Origin of the sequence: Halomonas sp. M4R1S46 (assembly GCF_025725685.1) — a bacterium.
Lineage (GTDB): Bacteria > Pseudomonadota > Gammaproteobacteria > Pseudomonadales > Halomonadaceae > Halomonas.
In genome coordinates this window covers 2,616,101-2,631,312 of record NZ_CP107008.1, presented here as the reverse complement: position 1 = coordinate 2,631,312, position 15,212 = coordinate 2,616,101, and the positions used below count along the sequence as shown (strand labels likewise).

General features: G+C 66.7%; 15 protein-coding genes and 7 tRNA genes. 12 read left to right on the top strand and 10 right to left on the bottom strand.

Annotated elements, in window-relative coordinates; genetic code table 11:
* Positions 1-110: 110 nt before the first annotated feature.
* From OCT48_RS12370 to msrB, 3 genes are all read right to left on the bottom strand, one after another.
* Positions 111-1,337, bottom strand: coding sequence for a pyridoxal phosphate-dependent aminotransferase (locus OCT48_RS12370; RefSeq protein WP_263589445.1), 1,227 nt, complete (start codon positions 1,335-1,337; stop codon positions 111-113).
* A 55-nt stretch (positions 1,338-1,392) separates the two neighbouring features.
* The gene (gene ylqF / locus OCT48_RS12365; protein WP_263589444.1) at positions 1,393-2,346 is read right to left on the bottom strand and encodes a ribosome biogenesis GTPase YlqF; all 954 of its coding nucleotides are present in this window, start codon (positions 2,344-2,346) and stop codon (positions 1,393-1,395) included.
* A gap of 78 nt (positions 2,347-2,424) precedes the next feature.
* On the bottom strand, positions 2,425-2,826 hold the full coding sequence (msrB, locus tag OCT48_RS12360; RefSeq protein ID WP_263589443.1) for a peptide-methionine (R)-S-oxide reductase MsrB: 402 nt from the start codon (positions 2,824-2,826) through the stop codon (positions 2,425-2,427).
* A gap of 177 nt (positions 2,827-3,003) precedes the next feature.
* Between msrB and OCT48_RS12355 the strand changes: the two genes are divergently transcribed.
* The 6 genes from OCT48_RS12355 (at position 3,004) to OCT48_RS12330 (ending at position 3,739) form a co-directional block, all read left to right on the top strand.
* Positions 3,004-3,079 (top strand) — tRNA-Glu (locus tag OCT48_RS12355).
* Positions 3,080-3,103: 24 nt separating this feature from the next.
* Positions 3,104-3,178: transfer RNA gene (locus OCT48_RS12350), tRNA-Gly, on the top strand.
* Positions 3,179-3,288: 110 nt separating this feature from the next.
* Positions 3,289-3,364 (top strand) — tRNA-Glu (locus OCT48_RS12345).
* Between the two features lie 29 nt (positions 3,365-3,393).
* Positions 3,394-3,468 (top strand) — tRNA-Gly (locus OCT48_RS12340).
* Positions 3,469-3,562: 94 nt separating this feature from the next.
* Positions 3,563-3,638: transfer RNA gene (locus OCT48_RS12335), tRNA-Glu, on the top strand.
* A 26-nt stretch (positions 3,639-3,664) separates the two neighbouring features.
* Positions 3,665-3,739 (top strand) — tRNA-Gly (locus OCT48_RS12330).
* A gap of 267 nt (positions 3,740-4,006) precedes the next feature.
* Here the strand turns inward: OCT48_RS12330 and OCT48_RS12325 are convergent.
* Positions 4,007-4,141 carry a hypothetical protein gene (locus tag OCT48_RS12325; RefSeq protein WP_263589442.1) on the bottom strand — a complete coding sequence of 45 codons (135 nt, stop codon included), beginning with the start codon at positions 4,139-4,141 and terminating at the stop codon, positions 4,007-4,009.
* A 94-nt stretch (positions 4,142-4,235) separates the two neighbouring features.
* Here OCT48_RS12325 and OCT48_RS12320 point away from each other — a divergent pair, with 94 nt between their 5' ends.
* The 6 genes from OCT48_RS12320 to OCT48_RS12295 all read left to right on the top strand — a co-directional run bounded on the left by OCT48_RS12320 (position 4,236) and on the right by OCT48_RS12295 (position 8,159).
* Entirely contained in the window at positions 4,236-5,192 is a 957-nt protein-coding gene (locus OCT48_RS12320; RefSeq protein ID WP_263589441.1) for an ABC transporter ATP-binding protein, read from the top strand.
* The gene (locus OCT48_RS12315) at positions 5,189-5,962 is read left to right on the top strand and encodes an ABC transporter permease (RefSeq protein ID WP_263589440.1); all 774 of its coding nucleotides are present in this window, start codon (positions 5,189-5,191) and stop codon (positions 5,960-5,962) included. The genes OCT48_RS12320 and OCT48_RS12315 overlap by 4 nt, the downstream gene beginning before the upstream one ends.
* A gap of 3 nt (positions 5,963-5,965) precedes the next feature.
* Entirely contained in the window at positions 5,966-6,802 is an 837-nt protein-coding gene (gene queF / locus OCT48_RS12310; RefSeq protein ID WP_263589439.1) for an NADPH-dependent 7-cyano-7-deazaguanine reductase QueF, read from the top strand.
* 60 nt (positions 6,803-6,862) lie between these two features.
* Positions 6,863-7,423: a nitroreductase family protein gene (locus OCT48_RS12305; RefSeq protein WP_263589438.1), complete on the top strand. Its 561-nt coding sequence runs from the start codon at positions 6,863-6,865 to the stop codon at positions 7,421-7,423.
* A gap of 2 nt (positions 7,424-7,425) precedes the next feature.
* Entirely contained in the window at positions 7,426-7,929 is a 504-nt protein-coding gene (locus OCT48_RS12300) for a thioesterase domain-containing protein (protein ID WP_263589437.1), read from the top strand.
* 142 nt (positions 7,930-8,071) lie between these two features.
* Positions 8,072-8,159, top strand: a tRNA-Ser gene (locus OCT48_RS12295).
* 352 nt (positions 8,160-8,511) lie between these two features.
* Here the strand turns inward: OCT48_RS12295 and OCT48_RS12290 are convergent.
* From OCT48_RS12290 to OCT48_RS12265, 6 genes are all read right to left on the bottom strand, one after another.
* Positions 8,512-8,691, bottom strand: a complete 180-nt coding sequence (locus OCT48_RS12290) for a DUF2933 domain-containing protein (RefSeq protein ID WP_263589436.1) — start codon at positions 8,689-8,691, stop codon at positions 8,512-8,514.
* A gap of 59 nt (positions 8,692-8,750) precedes the next feature.
* Positions 8,751-11,081, bottom strand: coding sequence for a copper-transporting P-type ATPase (locus tag OCT48_RS12285; RefSeq protein WP_263589435.1), 2,331 nt, complete (start codon positions 11,079-11,081; stop codon positions 8,751-8,753).
* A 380-nt stretch (positions 11,082-11,461) separates the two neighbouring features.
* The gene (locus tag OCT48_RS12280; protein ID WP_263589434.1) at positions 11,462-12,208 is read right to left on the bottom strand and encodes a TVP38/TMEM64 family protein; all 747 of its coding nucleotides are present in this window, start codon (positions 12,206-12,208) and stop codon (positions 11,462-11,464) included.
* 103 nt (positions 12,209-12,311) lie between these two features.
* Positions 12,312-12,866 (bottom strand): hypothetical protein, encoded by a 555-nt coding sequence (locus OCT48_RS12275; protein ID WP_263589433.1) that lies wholly within the window; start codon positions 12,864-12,866, stop codon positions 12,312-12,314.
* A complete protein-coding gene (locus OCT48_RS12270) occupies positions 12,863-14,290 on the bottom strand; it encodes an ethylbenzene dehydrogenase-related protein (protein ID WP_263589432.1) in 1,428 nt (475 codons plus the stop codon). Before OCT48_RS12270 ends, OCT48_RS12275 begins: the two co-directional genes overlap by 4 nt.
* Positions 14,291-14,641: 351 nt before the next feature.
* Positions 14,642-14,866 carry a hypothetical protein gene (locus OCT48_RS12265; protein WP_263589431.1) on the bottom strand — a complete coding sequence of 75 codons (225 nt, stop codon included), beginning with the start codon at positions 14,864-14,866 and terminating at the stop codon, positions 14,642-14,644.
* Between the last annotated feature and the right edge of the window lie 346 nt (positions 14,867-15,212).

The following is a 15,212-nucleotide window of genomic DNA, read 5'->3' as shown; positions in this document are numbered from 1 at the left end:
GGTCTCCCGTCGGGGTTGTCGCGTAGTGGCCGCACCGGCGAGGTGCGGCGTGAAGAAGCAGATGCTTAGATACGGCCTTTTGCGCCGGGTTTCAAGCGTGACGTCATCTATTAGCGATAGCGTGACAGGAAACGGGCGAACCGATCCAGGGCATCCTCGAGCTGGTCGGCCCAGGGCAGGGTGACGATGCGTACATGGTCCGGGTCCGGCCAGTTGAAGGCGGTGCCCTGGACCAGCAGGATCTTCTCCTGGAGCAGCAGATCCAGCACCAGTTGCTGGTCATCCTCGATATTGAACACCTTGGGGTCGAGCCGCGGGAAGGCGTAGAGCGCCCCCTTGGGCTTGACGCAGGACACGCCGGGAATGGCGTTGAGCTTGTCGTAGGTGATGTCGCGCTGCGCCAGCAGTCGGCCGCCGGGCAGGATCAGGTCGTTGATCGACTGATAGCCGCCCAGTGCGGTCTGGATGGCATGCTGGGCCGGCACGTTGGCGCACAGGCGCATCGAGGCCAGCATGTTGATGCCCTGCAGGAAGTCCTCCGCCCGCTGCTTGGCGATGTCGCCCGAGAAGGTCATCCAGCCACTGCGGAAACCGGCGCAGCGGTAGCTCTTGGACAGCCCGTTCATGGTCACCACCAGCTGATCCTCGGCGGCCAGCGAGCCGGTGGCCACATGTTCGGTGCCGTCGTAGAGGATCTTGTCGTAGATCTCGTCGGAGAACACCACCAGGTTGTGTTCGCGGGCGATAGCGAGCAGCTCGCGGACCACTTCCGGCGGATAGACGGCACCGGTGGGGTTGTTGGGGTTGATGATGACGATGGCCCGGGTGTGGCCGGTGACCTTCTCGCGGATGTCGGCCAGGTCCGGGGCCCAGTCGGCCTGCTCGTCGCACAGGTAGTGCACGGCTCGCCCGCCGGACAGGTTGGCCGCGGCGGTCCACAGCGGGTAGTCCGGCGCCGGGATCAGCACCTCGTCACCATCGTTGAGCAGCGCCTGCATGGCCATCACGATCAGCTCGGAGACACCGTTGCCGATGAAGATGTCCTCGATGCCGACGCCGGGGATCGCCTTGCGCTGGCATTCCTGCATGATCGCCTTGCGCGCCGAATACAGCCCCTTGGAGTCGCAGTAACCCTGGGCGGTGGGCAGGTTGCGCATCACGTCCTGGAGGATCTCCTCCGGTGCCTCGAAGCCGAATGGCGCAGGATTGCCGATATTCAGCTTGAGGATGCGCTGGCCTTCCTCTTCCAGCCGCTTGGCGTGGTCGAGCACCGGGCCGCGGATGTCGTAGCAGACATTGTCGAGCTTGTGCGATTTCCTGAGGGGGGCTGTATCCATGGGTCGGGTCCAGTGGTGTCCAGGTGCCGCTTGGGCGGCGGGTATCGGGGTGGGGCTAACGGTCGGCGGCGGTGTCGCCGCTGTCCTCGGTGGCGTCCTCGGCCGGGATGTCGGCCGGGGTCTCGAGAGTGAGCCGGCCGAGCTTGCCGTCGCGCAACTCGTGGAGCAGCACCTCGGCGCCGCGGTGCAGATCCACCTCGCCGCCGGCGCGCAGGCCTCCGCGCTTGCCGGCGATGGTGGTCAGGATGGCGTGGCCGTCGAAGCCGGCCAGCGCCAGCAGGTCGGGCCGGGCGTCGCCGTCGGCGTCGACCCGGTCGGCATCGGGGTTCGGCCGGTAGGCCGGCAGTTCCTTGAGCTTGTAGCGGGTGCTCAGGGCGTCGGGGTAGCGCCGGGCCAGCTCGGCGGCGGCCACCACCGCCACGTCCACATAGTCGATGGCGGTGTCGCGAATGGCGCCGCTGGCGGCCAGGCGGTAGGCACTGGCCTGGTCCTCGATCTTCGGCCACAGCACCCCGGGGGTGTCGATCAGGGCCACCTGGCCGGCGATGCGTACCTTCTGCTGGCGCTTGGTAACGGCCGGCTCGTTGCCGGTCTTGGCGATGGTGCGCCCGGCCAGGCCGTTGATCAGCGTGGACTTGCCCACGTTGGGAATGCCCATGACCATCACCCGCACATCCCGGTCGGCACGCACCTGGCCGGCCAGCTCATGGCACAGCCGGGGAATGCGCTTGAGGTCCCGGGCGTTGGTGGTGGTCACCGCCAGGGCCCGGGTATCGGGCTGGGCATCGAAATGGGCGGTCCATTCCCGGGTGCGCTCGGGATCGGCCAGGTCGGCTCGGGAGAGGATCTTGAGCACCGGCTTGTGGCGCGTGAGGCTCGCCAGCATGGGGTTGGCGCTGGAGTAGGGCAGGCGGGCATCGAGCACCTCGATCACCACGTCGATCTCCGGCAGCGCCTCGAGGATCTGGCGGCGCGCCTTGTTCATGTGTCCCGGGTACCAGCCGAGCATCGGGCCTCTCCTGCTTGCCATGTGAAACGGCCGACCATCATAGCAGATGGCCGGCCGTCTCAGGGCAGGGTGCGGCGTCTACTCGCCGGCGTGGAAATCGATGGCCACCGAATTGATGCAGTAGCGCTGGCCGGTGGTGTCCTGTGGCCCGTCGGGGAAGACGTGGCCGAGGTGGGCATTGCAGCGGGCACAGATGACCTCGGTACGCTGCATGCCATGGCTGTCGTCGGGCTGTTGCTCGACGCAGCCCGAGGAGAGGGGGCGGTCGAAACTCGGCCAGCCGCAGCCGGCATCGAACTTGTGCTCGTTCTCGAACAGCGGTGCATGACAACACACGCAGTGATAGATGCCGTGTTCCTCGGTGACCTGGTAGTCACCCGAGAAGGGCCGCTCGGTGCCTTTCTCCCGGGTCACGTGATATTGCTCGGGGGTGAGTTGCTCGCGCCACTCGGCGTCGCTCTTCTCGATCTTCCTTCGCATGGCCTGTCTCCTCGTCGCGGTGGAGCCTGCACCCTATTGTGACATCCAGGGTGGGCATTTTTTCCACCCCGGTTCGCCAACGCTCTACGGCCGGTGCCTCCCTCTGGAAGGGGTGGGCTTGACACCTTCAGGGGCGATGCGTAATATGCGCGCCATCTCGACGAGGCGAGCAACTGCGTCCCATTCGTCTAGTGGTCCAGGACACCGCCCTTTCACGGCGGGAACAGGGGTTCGAACCCCCTATGGGACGCCACTCGACTCATCAAGATACCGGAGTGCGGGAATAGCTCAGTGGTAGAGCATCGCCTTGCCAAGGCGAGGGTCGCGAGTTCGAATCTCGTTTCCCGCTCCAACCTCCCTTCGGGGAGGCTGGTTAGGAGTCAAGGGCCTGCGAGGGTCGCGAGCTAGTACACCAGTCCGCTGGAGTGCCAGCCCAGTCGAATCACGTTGCCGCTCCAATACGTCCCATTCGTCTAGTGGTCCAGGACACCGCCCTTTCACGGCGGGAACAGGGGTTCGAACCCCCTATGGGACGCCACCTTCCGGTGGTTTGACAATGCGAGACCTGCGGGAATAGCTCAGTGGTAGAGCATCGCCTTGCCAAGGCGAGGGTCGCGAGTTCGAATCTCGTTTCCCGCTCCAACCTTCCTTCGGGTAGGCTGGTTAGGAGTCAAGGACCTGCGAGGGTCGCGAGCTGGAGCGCCAGCCCGGTCGATCTCGTTTCCCGCTCCAATGCGTCCCATTCGTCTAGTGGCCTAGGACACCGCCCTTTCACGGCGGGAACAGGGGTTCGAACCCCCTATGGGACGCCACTTCGCATCGCCTTCCTTCCTGTAGAGCGGGAATAGCTCAGTGGTAGAGCATCGCCTTGCCAAGGCGAGGGTCGCGAGTTCGAATCTCGTTTCCCGCTCCATTCTGTTGTTCTGATGTACCCTTGGTGGCCAAGACTCGAGTCACGAGCCGGTGTGCCGGTCCAATCGAATCTCGTTTCCCGCTCCATTCTGTCGTTCTGATGTACCCTTGGTGGCCAAGACTCGAGTCACGAGCTGGTGCGCCAGCCCGGTGGAGTGCCACCCGGTCGATCTCGTGTCTCCTGCCAGCCGCCATCACGCCCCTTCTCGAGAAGCCTCTCGCAGCCATGCCGGCGGGACGTGGACATCTCCCTTTTCGTGGGAAGGGCTCAGAAGGCCCAGACCAGGGCGATCAGCAGCCCCCAGGCCAGCATGCTGGCGGCCATGATGGTGTCGGTGACCGACATCGCCTCCACGTCCTCGCGGATCCGGGGAGATATCGGCCAGTCGCCCGGCCCTGTCAAAGCGTTCGCGCGGGCCGATAACTTGAACCCATGACGATATGCCCTCATGTTGTGGGGCTTCGACGACATTCACCCAGCTTCCACAGGATCGCTCATGGCCGAACCGGCGCTGTCCATTCGTGGCCTGACCAAGGTCTATGGCAATGGCTTCCACGCCCTCAAGGGGATCGATCTCGATGTTGCCCAAGGCGACTTCTACGCCCTGCTGGGGCCCAATGGGGCGGGAAAGTCGACCACCCTCGGCGTGGTCTGCTCCCTGGTGCAGAAGACCGCCGGCAAGGTCACGATCTTCGGCATCGACATCGACACCGACTTCGCCCGCGCCAAGTATCACCTCGGCGTGGTGCCCCAGGAGTTCAACTTCAACCAGTTCGAGAAGGTCATCGACATCGTCATGGCCCAGGCCGGCTACTACGGCATGTCGCGCCGCGAGGCGCTGCCGCGGGCCGAGCAGCTGCTCCGCGACCTGGGCCTGTGGGACAAGCGCAACGGCAGCGCGCGGATGCTCTCCGGCGGCATGAAGCGCCGCCTGATGATCGCCCGGGCGCTGATCCACCGCCCGAAACTGCTGATCCTCGACGAGCCCACCGCCGGGGTCGACATCGAACTCCGCCGCAGCATGTGGGAGTACATGCGCCGCATCAACCGCGAGGAGGGCACCACCATCATCCTCACCACCCACTACCTCGAGGAAGCCGAGAGCCTGTGCCGGCACGTCGGCATCATCAATCACGGCAAGATCATCCGTAACACCAGCGTGCGCGAGCTGCTCGCCGAGCTGGATACCGAGACCTTCCTGCTCGACCTGGCGCATCCGGTCCAGGCGCCCCCCGAGGTGGCGGGATTCGAGGTCCGCCAGGTCGACGATGCCCAACTGGCGGTGGTGATCCATCGTGGCCAGCGACTCAACGCCGTCTTCGAGAGCCTGGGCGAGCAGGGCATCGAGGTGATGTCGATGCGCAACCGCGCCAACCGTCTCGAGGAGATGTTCGTCTCCATGGTGGAAGGCGGTCAGGGTGCCCTGGACGAGGATCGGGAGGCGCGCGCATGAATCCCATGCAGATCGCTATCGCGCTCTGGACCCTGGTGGTCAAGGAGATCAAGCGCTTCACGCGGATCTGGCCGCAGACCCTGCTGCCGCCGTCGATCACCATGACCATGTACTTCATCATCTTCGGCAACCTGATCGGCTCGCGCATCGGCGAGATGGACGGCTACAGCTACATGGACTTCATCGTCCCGGGGCTGATCATGATGTCGGTGATCACCAACAGCTACTCCAACGTGGCCTCCAGCTTCTTCTCCAACAAGTTCCAGCGCAGCGTGGAGGAGATGATGGTCTCGCCGATGCCCAACTGGGTGATCCTCTCCGGCTTCGTGCTCGGTGGCATGGCCCGTGGGCTTGGGGTGGGGGTGATCGTCACCGTCGTGTCGCTGTTCTTCACCCGCCTGGAGATGGCCCATCCGCTGCTCACCGTCGGCGTGGTGGTGCTGACCGCGGCGCTGTTCGCCATCGGCGGCTTCATCAATGCCCTGCTCGGCAAGAAGTTCGACGACATCTCCATCGTGCCGACCTTCGTGCTGACACCGCTGACCTACCTGGGCGGGGTCTTCTACTCGATCTCGCTGCTGCCGGCCTTCTGGCAGGGCGTCTCGATGCTCAACCCTATCCTCTACATGGTCAACGTCTTCCGCTACGGCTTCCTGGGCGTCTCCGACATCCCGGTGGGCTGGGCGCTGGCCGCCATCCTGGCGTTCATCGTGGTATTGTTCGGCATTGCCCTGTGGATGCTCGAGAACGGCAAGGGCATCAGGAGTTAAGCCATGACACACCATCGTCCCGAGACCCTCGCCCATGCCCCCCTGGGGCAGGCCTCGGCCTATCCCGAGCGCTACGATGCGGGGTTGCTATACCCCATCCCCCGCGCCGCCAACCGAGCGCCGCTGGGCATCGAGGAGGGGATCTTGCCCTTCGTGGGCGAGGACGAATGGCATGCCTTCGAGGTCTCCTGGCTCAATGCCCGGGGCAAGCCCATCGTCGCCGTAGCGCGTTTCCGGCTGCCGGCCGACTCCCCGCGGCTGATCGAGTCCAAGTCCTGGAAGCTCTACCTCAACGGCTTCAACCAGACTCGCTTCGCCTCCCAGGAAGAGGTGCAGGCGACCCTGGAACGGGACCTGGCCCAGGCCGCGGGGTCGGCCGTCGGCGTCGAGCTGTTCGGCGTGGACGACGAGGCGCTAGCGCCACGACGGTTGCCTGGCGAGTGCATCGATGACCGTGACATCGAGGTCAGCGACTACACGCCCAGTGCCGAGCATCTCAGGGTGGGCGAGGAGATCGTCGAGGAGACCCTGTATTCGCACCTGCTCAAGTCCAACTGTCCGGTGACCGGCCAGCCCGACTGGGGCAGCGTGCTGATCCGCTATCGCGGGCCGCGCCTGGACCGTGACGGCCTGCTGCGCTACCTGATCGGCTATCGCCAGCACCAGGACTTCCACGAGCACTGCGTCGAGCATATCTTCATGGACCTGATGGCCCGGGCCCGTCCCGAACGGCTGCTGGTGCTGGCACGCTACGTGCGCCGAGGTGGGCTCGACATCAGCCCCTGGCGGGCCACGCTGGGTGAACGGCCGCCCTCGGCGCTGCGTCTGGCACGACAGTGACCCAGGGACTTGGTAGAGTGACGAGAATTGTTCTCGTTTGAACCTCGCAAGGAGACCACAATGGATGCGATGACGCTGCTGCATGAACGCAGCTCCATGGGCAAGCTGATGGGCCCGGCGCCGACGTCCGAGCAGCGGGAGGCGATGTACCGCGCCGCCCTGCGGGCGCCGGATCACAAGGAACTGCGGCCGTGGCGCTTCATCGAGTTTTCCGGCGAGGGACTCGACCGCCTCGGCGAGCTGTTCGCCGAGGCCGAGTTCCGCGAGGACCCGCATGCCGAGGACGCCGTGCTCGACGCGGCGCGCAAGAAGCCCAAGCGGGCGCCGATGATCATCGCCGTGATCGCCAAGGTGGCCGCGGACGAGCCCAAGGTGCCCCGGGTGGAGCAGGTGATCTCCGCCGGCTGTGCCGCCCATGGCATCCTGCTCGCGGCCCATGCCCAGGGCCTTGGTGCCATGTGGCGCACCGGCAAGTACGCCTTCGACCCGACCGTGCGCAAGGGGCTCGGTCTCGGCGAGGAGGACGAGCTGGTGGCCTTCCTCTACCTGGGGCAGTTGGGGGGACGTCACCGGCCGCTGCCCGAGCACGACATCGACGACTTCGTGGAACGCTGGGACTGAGCATGCGCGAGATCGGCATTCCCCACCCGCGGCTGCCGCTGCCGCCGGTGGGCGAGCCAGACGAGCCGGCGGCCTTCCTCGCCTGGCTCGGCGAGGCCATCCCCATGGTCGAGCATCTGGGCATCGAGGCGATGCGCCGCGACGGCGATACGCTCGAATGGCGGCTGGCGCTGGTGCCCAGCCTCAACGACAAGGGCACCGGCTTCGGCGGGGCACTCACCGCCCAGACCACCCTGCTCGGCTGGTGCTGGACCACGCTCTGGCTGCGTCGACACGGCTATGATCGGGACGTGGTGGTGGCCGAGGCCGGCCAGCGCTTCCTGGCGCCGGTGACGGGCGACTACCGCATGGTCTGCATGCCGGAGGCCGAGGACGGTACCGCTCGCCTCGCCGAACGCCTGGAGCGTCGTGGAAAGGGACGCATCGTCCTCGTGCAGCAACTGTGGTGTGGTGACACCCTCTGCCTCGAGGCCCGCGGCAACTATGCCGTGCTGCCGGCCGGGTGAGGGCACTTCCCGCGACAGTGCCTTCACCAGACGAGATGGTGAAAAAGCCGAAAACCGGCTTGCATTCGCGGACTTAAGGCGATAGTATGCGCCCCGTTCTTGAGCAAAAGGCCACGCGCCAGAGCCTCGGGAATGACAATGCGGAGGGGTGTCCGAGTGGTCGAAGGAGCACGCCTGGAAAGTGTGTAAGTCGAAAGGCTTCGAGGGTTCGAATCCCTCCCCCTCCGCCATAGAATCTTGAAGGGGAATCAACCATCTAGGTTGATTCCCCTTCTTCGTTTCTGGCCGTTGGGGACGGATTTGGGAACCATCCTGGGAGCGGTCTAAAGCTCGAGGCACTGCTCGCTCGCGGTGAAGTTGTCCCGACCATTAGGCTAGCAGGGCCAACCGGCCATTCCTGCCTCACCTCGCGATGGCTCAGATCGGTAAGGCACGCGATCCTGATCGGCAGTCAGCCGTACAAGCAACACGTTGAACAGTCGCAATCCATGCTGCCCTTGCCTCTCGCGGCTCTCGCCGGGGGCGATGGCAGGCGCCGAGTCGGGTGACGCCAGGTGCCCCATGTCAATGGCCGGGAACACGTCAGTCAATCGGATCGCCTCCCGGCTTGCCAGGCCCCCTGTGGCCTCCATGCCCGCCGTGCCTGAACAGGTGCATGAGCGGGCAGGCGAGCACGACCAGCCAGGGCAGGGTGCCGAGCAGGTGCGCCCTGTGCTCCTCCCAGAGCAGGAAGTCCATTACCGCCAGGGCGATCGCCACCATCAGCCAGAAAGTGTCCTTGCTCGGCCGTCAGTCCAGCCAACTCCTTTCGTCATGCCAAGTCAGATCCTCACTCGGCGCAGCCGCAGGGCATTGCCCACCACCGAGACCGAGCTGAACGACATGGCCGCGGCGGCGATGATCGGCGACAGCAGTACCCCGAAGGCCGGGTAGAGCACGCCGGCGGCGATCGGCACGCCCAGGCTGTTGTAGCCGAAGGCGAAGACCAGGTTCTGCTTGATGTTGCGCATGGTGGCGCGGCTGAGCCGGCGGGCGCGCAGGATGCCGCGCAGGTCGCCCTTGACCAGGGTCACCCCGGCGCTCTCCATGGCCACGTCGGTGCCGGTGCCCATGGCGATGCCGACCTGGGCCTGGGCCAGGGCCGGGGCATCGTTGATGCCGTCGCCGGCCATGGCGACGAAGCGCCCCTCGGCCTGCAGTGCCTTGACCTTGTCCGCCTTTTGCTCCGGCAGCACCTCGGCGATGACCTCGTCGATGCCCAGGCGTCTGGCGACCGCCTGGGCGGTGGTCTGGCTGTCGCCGGTGAGCATCACGATACGGATGCCGTCCTCGTGCAGGCTGCGGATCGCCTCGGGGGTGGTCTCCTTGACCGGATCGGCCACCGCCACGAGTCCGGCGGGGCGGCCGTCGACGGCCACGAACATGGCCGTCTTGCCCTCGGCCCGCAGGGCCTCGGCGCGCTCGGCCAGTGCCTCGGCCTCGATCCCTTCGGCCTCCATCAGGGCGCGGTTGCCCAGTGCCACCGCCTGCTCGCCCACGCGCCCCTTGACGCCCTTGCCGGTGACCGACTCGAAGTCGGTGTAGCGCTCGGGGGAGACGCCGCGCTCCTCGGCACCCTGGACGATGGCCGCCGCCAGGGGATGCTCGCTGCCGCGTTCCAGGGTGGCGGCCAGGCGCAGCACCTGGTCTTCCTCGAAGCCCTCGGCGGCCACCACGTCCTGCAGCCGGGGGCGGCCCTCGGTGAGGGTGCCGGTCTTGTCGACGATCAGGGTATCGACCCGGCGCAACGTCTGGATGGCCTCGGCGTTCTTGAACAGCACGCCCAGCGAGGCGCCCTTGCCGCTGGCCACCATGATCGACATGGGCGTGGCCAGGCCCAGGGCACAGGGACAGGCGATGATCAGCACCGCCACGGCGTTGATCAGCGCATAGGCCATCGCCGGCTCGGGGCCCCAGACTCCCCAGACGATGAAGGTGGCAAGCGCCGCGAGCACCACGGTGGGCACGAAGACGCCGGCCACCACGTCCACCAGGTTCTGGATCGGCGCCCGGCTGCGACTGGCCTCGGCCACCATCTGCACGATCTGCGACAGCAGGGTGTCGCTACCCACCCGTTGGGCCTCGATCACCAGCGAGCCGGTGCCGTTGACGGTGGCGCCGATGACGCTCTCGCCCTGAACCTTTTCGACGGGGATGGGTTCGCCGGTGATCATCGACTCGTCCACGGAGGAGTTGCCCTCGACGACGACGCCGTCCACCGGGACCTTCTCGCCGGGGCGCACCCGTAGGTGGTCGCCGATCTGGACCCGTTCCAGCGGCACGTCCTCTTCATTGCCGTCGTCTCCGAGGCGACGCGCGGTCTTGGGCGCCAGGCCCAGCAGCGCCTTGATGGCGGCATTGGTCTGGCTGCGTGCGCGCAGTTCCATGACCTGGCCCACCAGCACCAGGGTGACGATGACCGCGGCGGCCTCGAAGTAGACCCCCACCTGGCCGCTTTCATGGCGGAAGGAGGGCGGGAAGAGCTGCGGGAACAGCGTGGCGATCACGCTGTACAGGTAGGCGACGCCCACCCCCAGGCCGATCAGGGTGAACATGTTGAGGTTCCAGCCGATCACCGAACGGTAGCCGCGTACGAAGAAGGGCCAGCCGCTCCACAGCACCACCGGCGTGGCCAGGGCGAGCTCGAGCCAGACGCGGATGCCGTGGGGCACCAGGGCGTCCATGTTCACGCCGGGGATCATGCCGCCCATGGCCAGGATGACCACCGGGACGGTGAGGACCACGCCGACCCAGAAGCGCCGGGTCATGTCGACCAGCTCGGGGTTCTGCTCCTCCTCGGCCGTCACCTGGCGCGGTTCCAGGGCCATGCCGCACTTGGGACACTCGCCGGGTTCGTCACGGACGATCTCCGGGTGCATGGGACAGGTCCATTCCGTCCTGGGCGCCGGTGCCTGGGGCGCCATGGGTTCCAGAGCCATGCCGCACTTGGGGCAATCGCCGGGTTCGTCGCGCACGACCTCCGGGTGCATGGGGCAGGTGTATCGGCCACCGGCCTGCTGACTCGCCGCCCCTCGGGTCCCCGCTGCACTCTCCTCGGTCAGCGCACCTTGTGAAGCATGCTGGTGACAGTGGTCCTGCTGGTGTTGCGTCATGGCATCGTCTCCATCACTTCCCTGCATGGCGTCGACCTCCTGGCCTGTCCCGATAGGAGTGAACCGACGAGGGTGTCGTTCAGAGGGCGGCTGTGGATCGCCGACCGCTGACTCGCTTTCAGCCTAAAACCCTTGTGTTACCCGAGGGTCAAGCAAGGGGGAGCATCAAGGGGGCGGATGGCACCAAACCTTGATCGACATCATGCAAATCCCGCCTTCCGGGGCGCCCGGTACTCGCTCGAGCAACGAAGCCGAGCCGAGGCTGAATGGGCGGAGCCTGTGTGGGGCGACATGGACATGTCGGTGAGCCATGCACGGCGCCGGCGTCCTCATCTCCCATGATAGACAGCCCCCAATGGGGCTAGGTGGGAGGTTCCCGGTTACTCCCAGTGTAGCCAGCGCCCGATGGTCGCTCGCACGCGCACGGGCAGTGCTTTCCAGGCCAGCGGAAGCAGGGTGATGGTGCCGAGCGCGAGCACGGTGAGGCCCGCTCGGCGCAGATCGTCGGAGGCGAGCTCGTCGCCGAAGTGTGCCAGCAGGAAGCTCGCCGGGAGCACCCCCAGCAGCGTCGCCACGGCAAAGCGCCAGGCTTTGAGGGGCGAGAGCCCCGCCGCGTAGCTGATGACATCGAACGAGATGAACGGCATGAGACGGGTGGCGAAAACGGCGGCCATCAGCGCATTCTGGGAGCCGATGAAGCGCTGCAGCGGGCCCGGGGCCGGGCGCACGCCCAACCAGGCCCTCAGGGCGTCATAGCCCAGCAGGCGAGCAATGCAAAAGGCGATCAGCGCGCCGGTTCCGGAGCCGATGGCGACATAGAGCGTTCCCCAGGCATGGCCATAGGCCGCGCCGGCGGCAAGCGCGATCGGTGCACTGGGGATCGGACTCATGACGATGGCAAGGGTCATCAGGCCGATGACCAGGGCCGGCCCCAGTGGGCCAACTCGTGTCACCGCCTGCTCGAGGGTGTCGCCGGTCAGCAGGGTATCCAGCGTCCCGGTGCGCCACAGCACTAGAGCGGAGGCAAGGAAGGCGGCGAGCAGCGCAACGCCCAGCAGGATGCGCCGCTTCGAGGCTCGGGATAAGCGGGAAGGGGCGCCGTCCTCCTGCTTCTGCTGCTTGGCCATGTCTCCCAACCCCGATCTCCCTCACCTGTCGCTGTACCCGCTCGGGCTCCTCGACGATGAAGGACCGCCGGTCGGCGAGTGCCATCGAAATCGAAGCACTGTCCTAACGGTGTGCCCGCTTCATTCGACGAAACCCCAGGACGGCGGCGGCGATCGCCAGTAGCACCATCACCCCGAGCACCCAGGTCGGCGCATAGAAGGTGGTATAGAGCTCCCACCCCAGCAGGCGAGGCAGGGCGGAAAAGAAGGTCGGGGCCCCGGCCAGGTGACCGCCCAGGGTGCCGGTCAGCGCGAACAGCCAGGCGCCCAGCAGTCCGAGCACCACCAGTGCCAGGCCGCGCAGGCCGCTGAAGGCATCACGGCCGCCGACCCACACCAGCACGAGCAGCATGAGATAGACCGCCAGGGACCAGAAGGCCATCAGCAGGTGGTTGCGCGTCAGTGGGCTGTGCAAGAGGGCCTCGAGGGACCAGACGCCATAGCCACTGAGCATGGTGGCCAGTGCCCCCAGCACCCCGAGGCCCAGCACCGGCAGCAGGGCGGCCCGGCAGAGGTCGGCGGCCCGTCCCCTGGCCAGCACGCCGACCAGGATCATCAGGCTGGCCAGCGCCCAGAAGGCGACGGGAAAGTGGGCGAGCATATGGTGCATGCCGGTCATGGTGTGCCTCCCGGGTAACGGCGTCTGAAGGCGGGCAGCAGGCCGATGAACAGGCCGGCCAGCAACAGCAGGCCGGCGACCAGGGTCAGGGCCCACTGGCGCTGGATGGTGTCCTGGAACTCCATCTCCACCCCATAGTGGGCCAACTGGCGCTCGTCGTGGTGGGCTCGCACCGGGAGCCCCGCCGCGATGTCTTCGGCGCCGGCGTGGGCCTCGCCGATCAACAGCGGCCAGTCGACCTGGCCGGGATAGTAGAGCGTCAGGTCGAACCACGGCTGGGACCAGTCCGGCGTGCCCTCCGCTACCGGCGAGGCGAGGATGTCGGCCTCGCGCTCCAGACCCAGAGAGTAGGGGAGGGACACGTAGTGCCAGCGGCTGCCCGTGGCGTTGCGGTGCACGGCGAAGGCCAGATCATAGCGCCCCTGCGCGATGAAGGCCTTGTCGTCCGGCTGGCCGGTGTCGAGGTCGCGGACCAGCGTCACGTCCCAGTAGCCGTCCGACCAGCGCGCGTTCCCGGCGACCCGGATGTCGCCCCGGGAACCCTCGCCCTCACGCAGCAGCCGGCGGGGGATGACGTCCCCCTCCTGCCAGTCGTGGTCGGGATCGAAGGGCACGGCGAAGGACTCGGCGAGGTAGTAGAGACCGTCGAAGTCGACGCGCTCGGCGGTGACATCCTCCCAGCGGAGGGCATGACGGCCGGTGGTCTCGGGGTCGAACATCCACTGGGGCCGGGCGTTCTCGGCGTCCCAGTTGGTGGTGTAGGGCCCCCGGCCGGCGTCGCTGTGGCGATGCTCACCGACCCACTGGTCGTCCGACAAGCCCACCGCATTGGAGCGGCCCGCCCGCCAGTGCCAGAGATCGAGGAAGTAGCCGCTCGCCTGCTGGGCCGCCAGCTGAGGCTCGTCGACGACGCTGTCCCACTCGGCGACGTCGCGACGCGTCTCGGGCAGGTGCTTGCGCACGTCGGTCTGGCCGAGGGTCTCGCCCAGGTAGGGATGGGCGGCCACGGCCTCGGCAGGGGCCTCGTCGCTGAAGAAACGCATGCGGTCGCCCACGGTGATGTAGCCGCCGTAGCGTCCGAAGTCGGGCACGGAGCCGTCGTCGACCAGCATGGTGACCCGGTCCTCGTAGGTGCCTTCCGGCTGGGGGCCGACGGTAGAGGCCCCATGGCGGACCCACTCGCCCTCCGTGTAGCGCAGCATGTCGTGATAGACATGCGGCCGCTCGGTCGGCCAGCGATAGCGGAACCAGATGCGTTCCCCGTCATGGGCCACCTTGACCTGCAGCGGCATGGTCAGCTGGTCGGGGATATAGAGGTTGCGGGCCGGGTCGTCGTGGATCACCCCGCTTCCCTGGGTGAGCCAGGCCAGTCCCAGGCCCACCAGGCCGCCGGCCAGGAGGAGAGGAATCGCCTTGTCGCGCATGCCGGACTCCCGCGGTAGAAGGGGTGCATTCAGCATAGTCACCCTTGAGGCAGGGCTCTTGATCGCGGTCAAGTCTTCGTCATGCATCGTGGCTGGCCAGCCGAAGCTGGCCTTGAGTTGCCCGTTTTGGTGATGTCGACCTTCACCGTCTGCCGGGAGTGATCTCCAGCTTGCCGGGCGTGACCCACATGTCACCGACAGGATCGATGTGGACCGTAGAGTCGTCCCTCCGGCCCGCGCCCAAGACGCTGGATACCCGCCGACATCCGATTACCGGATGCCGGCGGGGGATATGGCAGGCGCCATCCCTCGTTGATCACGCCGGGCGGTCGGCACGCGGCAATCGTCCCCTCAGGTCGATGCCGGGCAGGCCTCTCCCATCGCGCTCTGGTGGGAGACGTGCTCGGTGACGTGCCCGCATTCCCGGCAGGTGATGCAGTAGCGGTTGCCTTCCAGCGGGCGCAGGTCGAAGGCCGCCCATATGGGGCCTTCATGCGCCCTGATCTCCCTGGCGCCGCAGGGGCACATCGCCATCCAGCCGCCCGCGGGATCCGGCATCAGCTCGATCTCTTGCATGCTCGAATTCTCCTTTTCTCGTCCTTCAGCATGCCGGATCGGGCCGATGGTCGATGTAAGAGATCCCATATGCCGGCTGTACGCCTGAGCAGATGCCTTCTCGCCGAGCCGGGGGCGGCGGGTTGATGACTGGCGTGATCGCCGCACTGTACGGGGCCGGGGCATGGCTGCCAGGCGAGGAAGATGCAGCAGGAGCACGGCGATGATCGCTGACGCGAACTATCGCCGATCGCCTATGGAAGGCCGCGGCGATCGCGTGCGGCGAGGAGAGACAACGGGCACCAGGCTACAGGAGGTGATGCCAGTCCCCTCGCGTACCGATGGATCTGGGTTCGATCTGCATAGG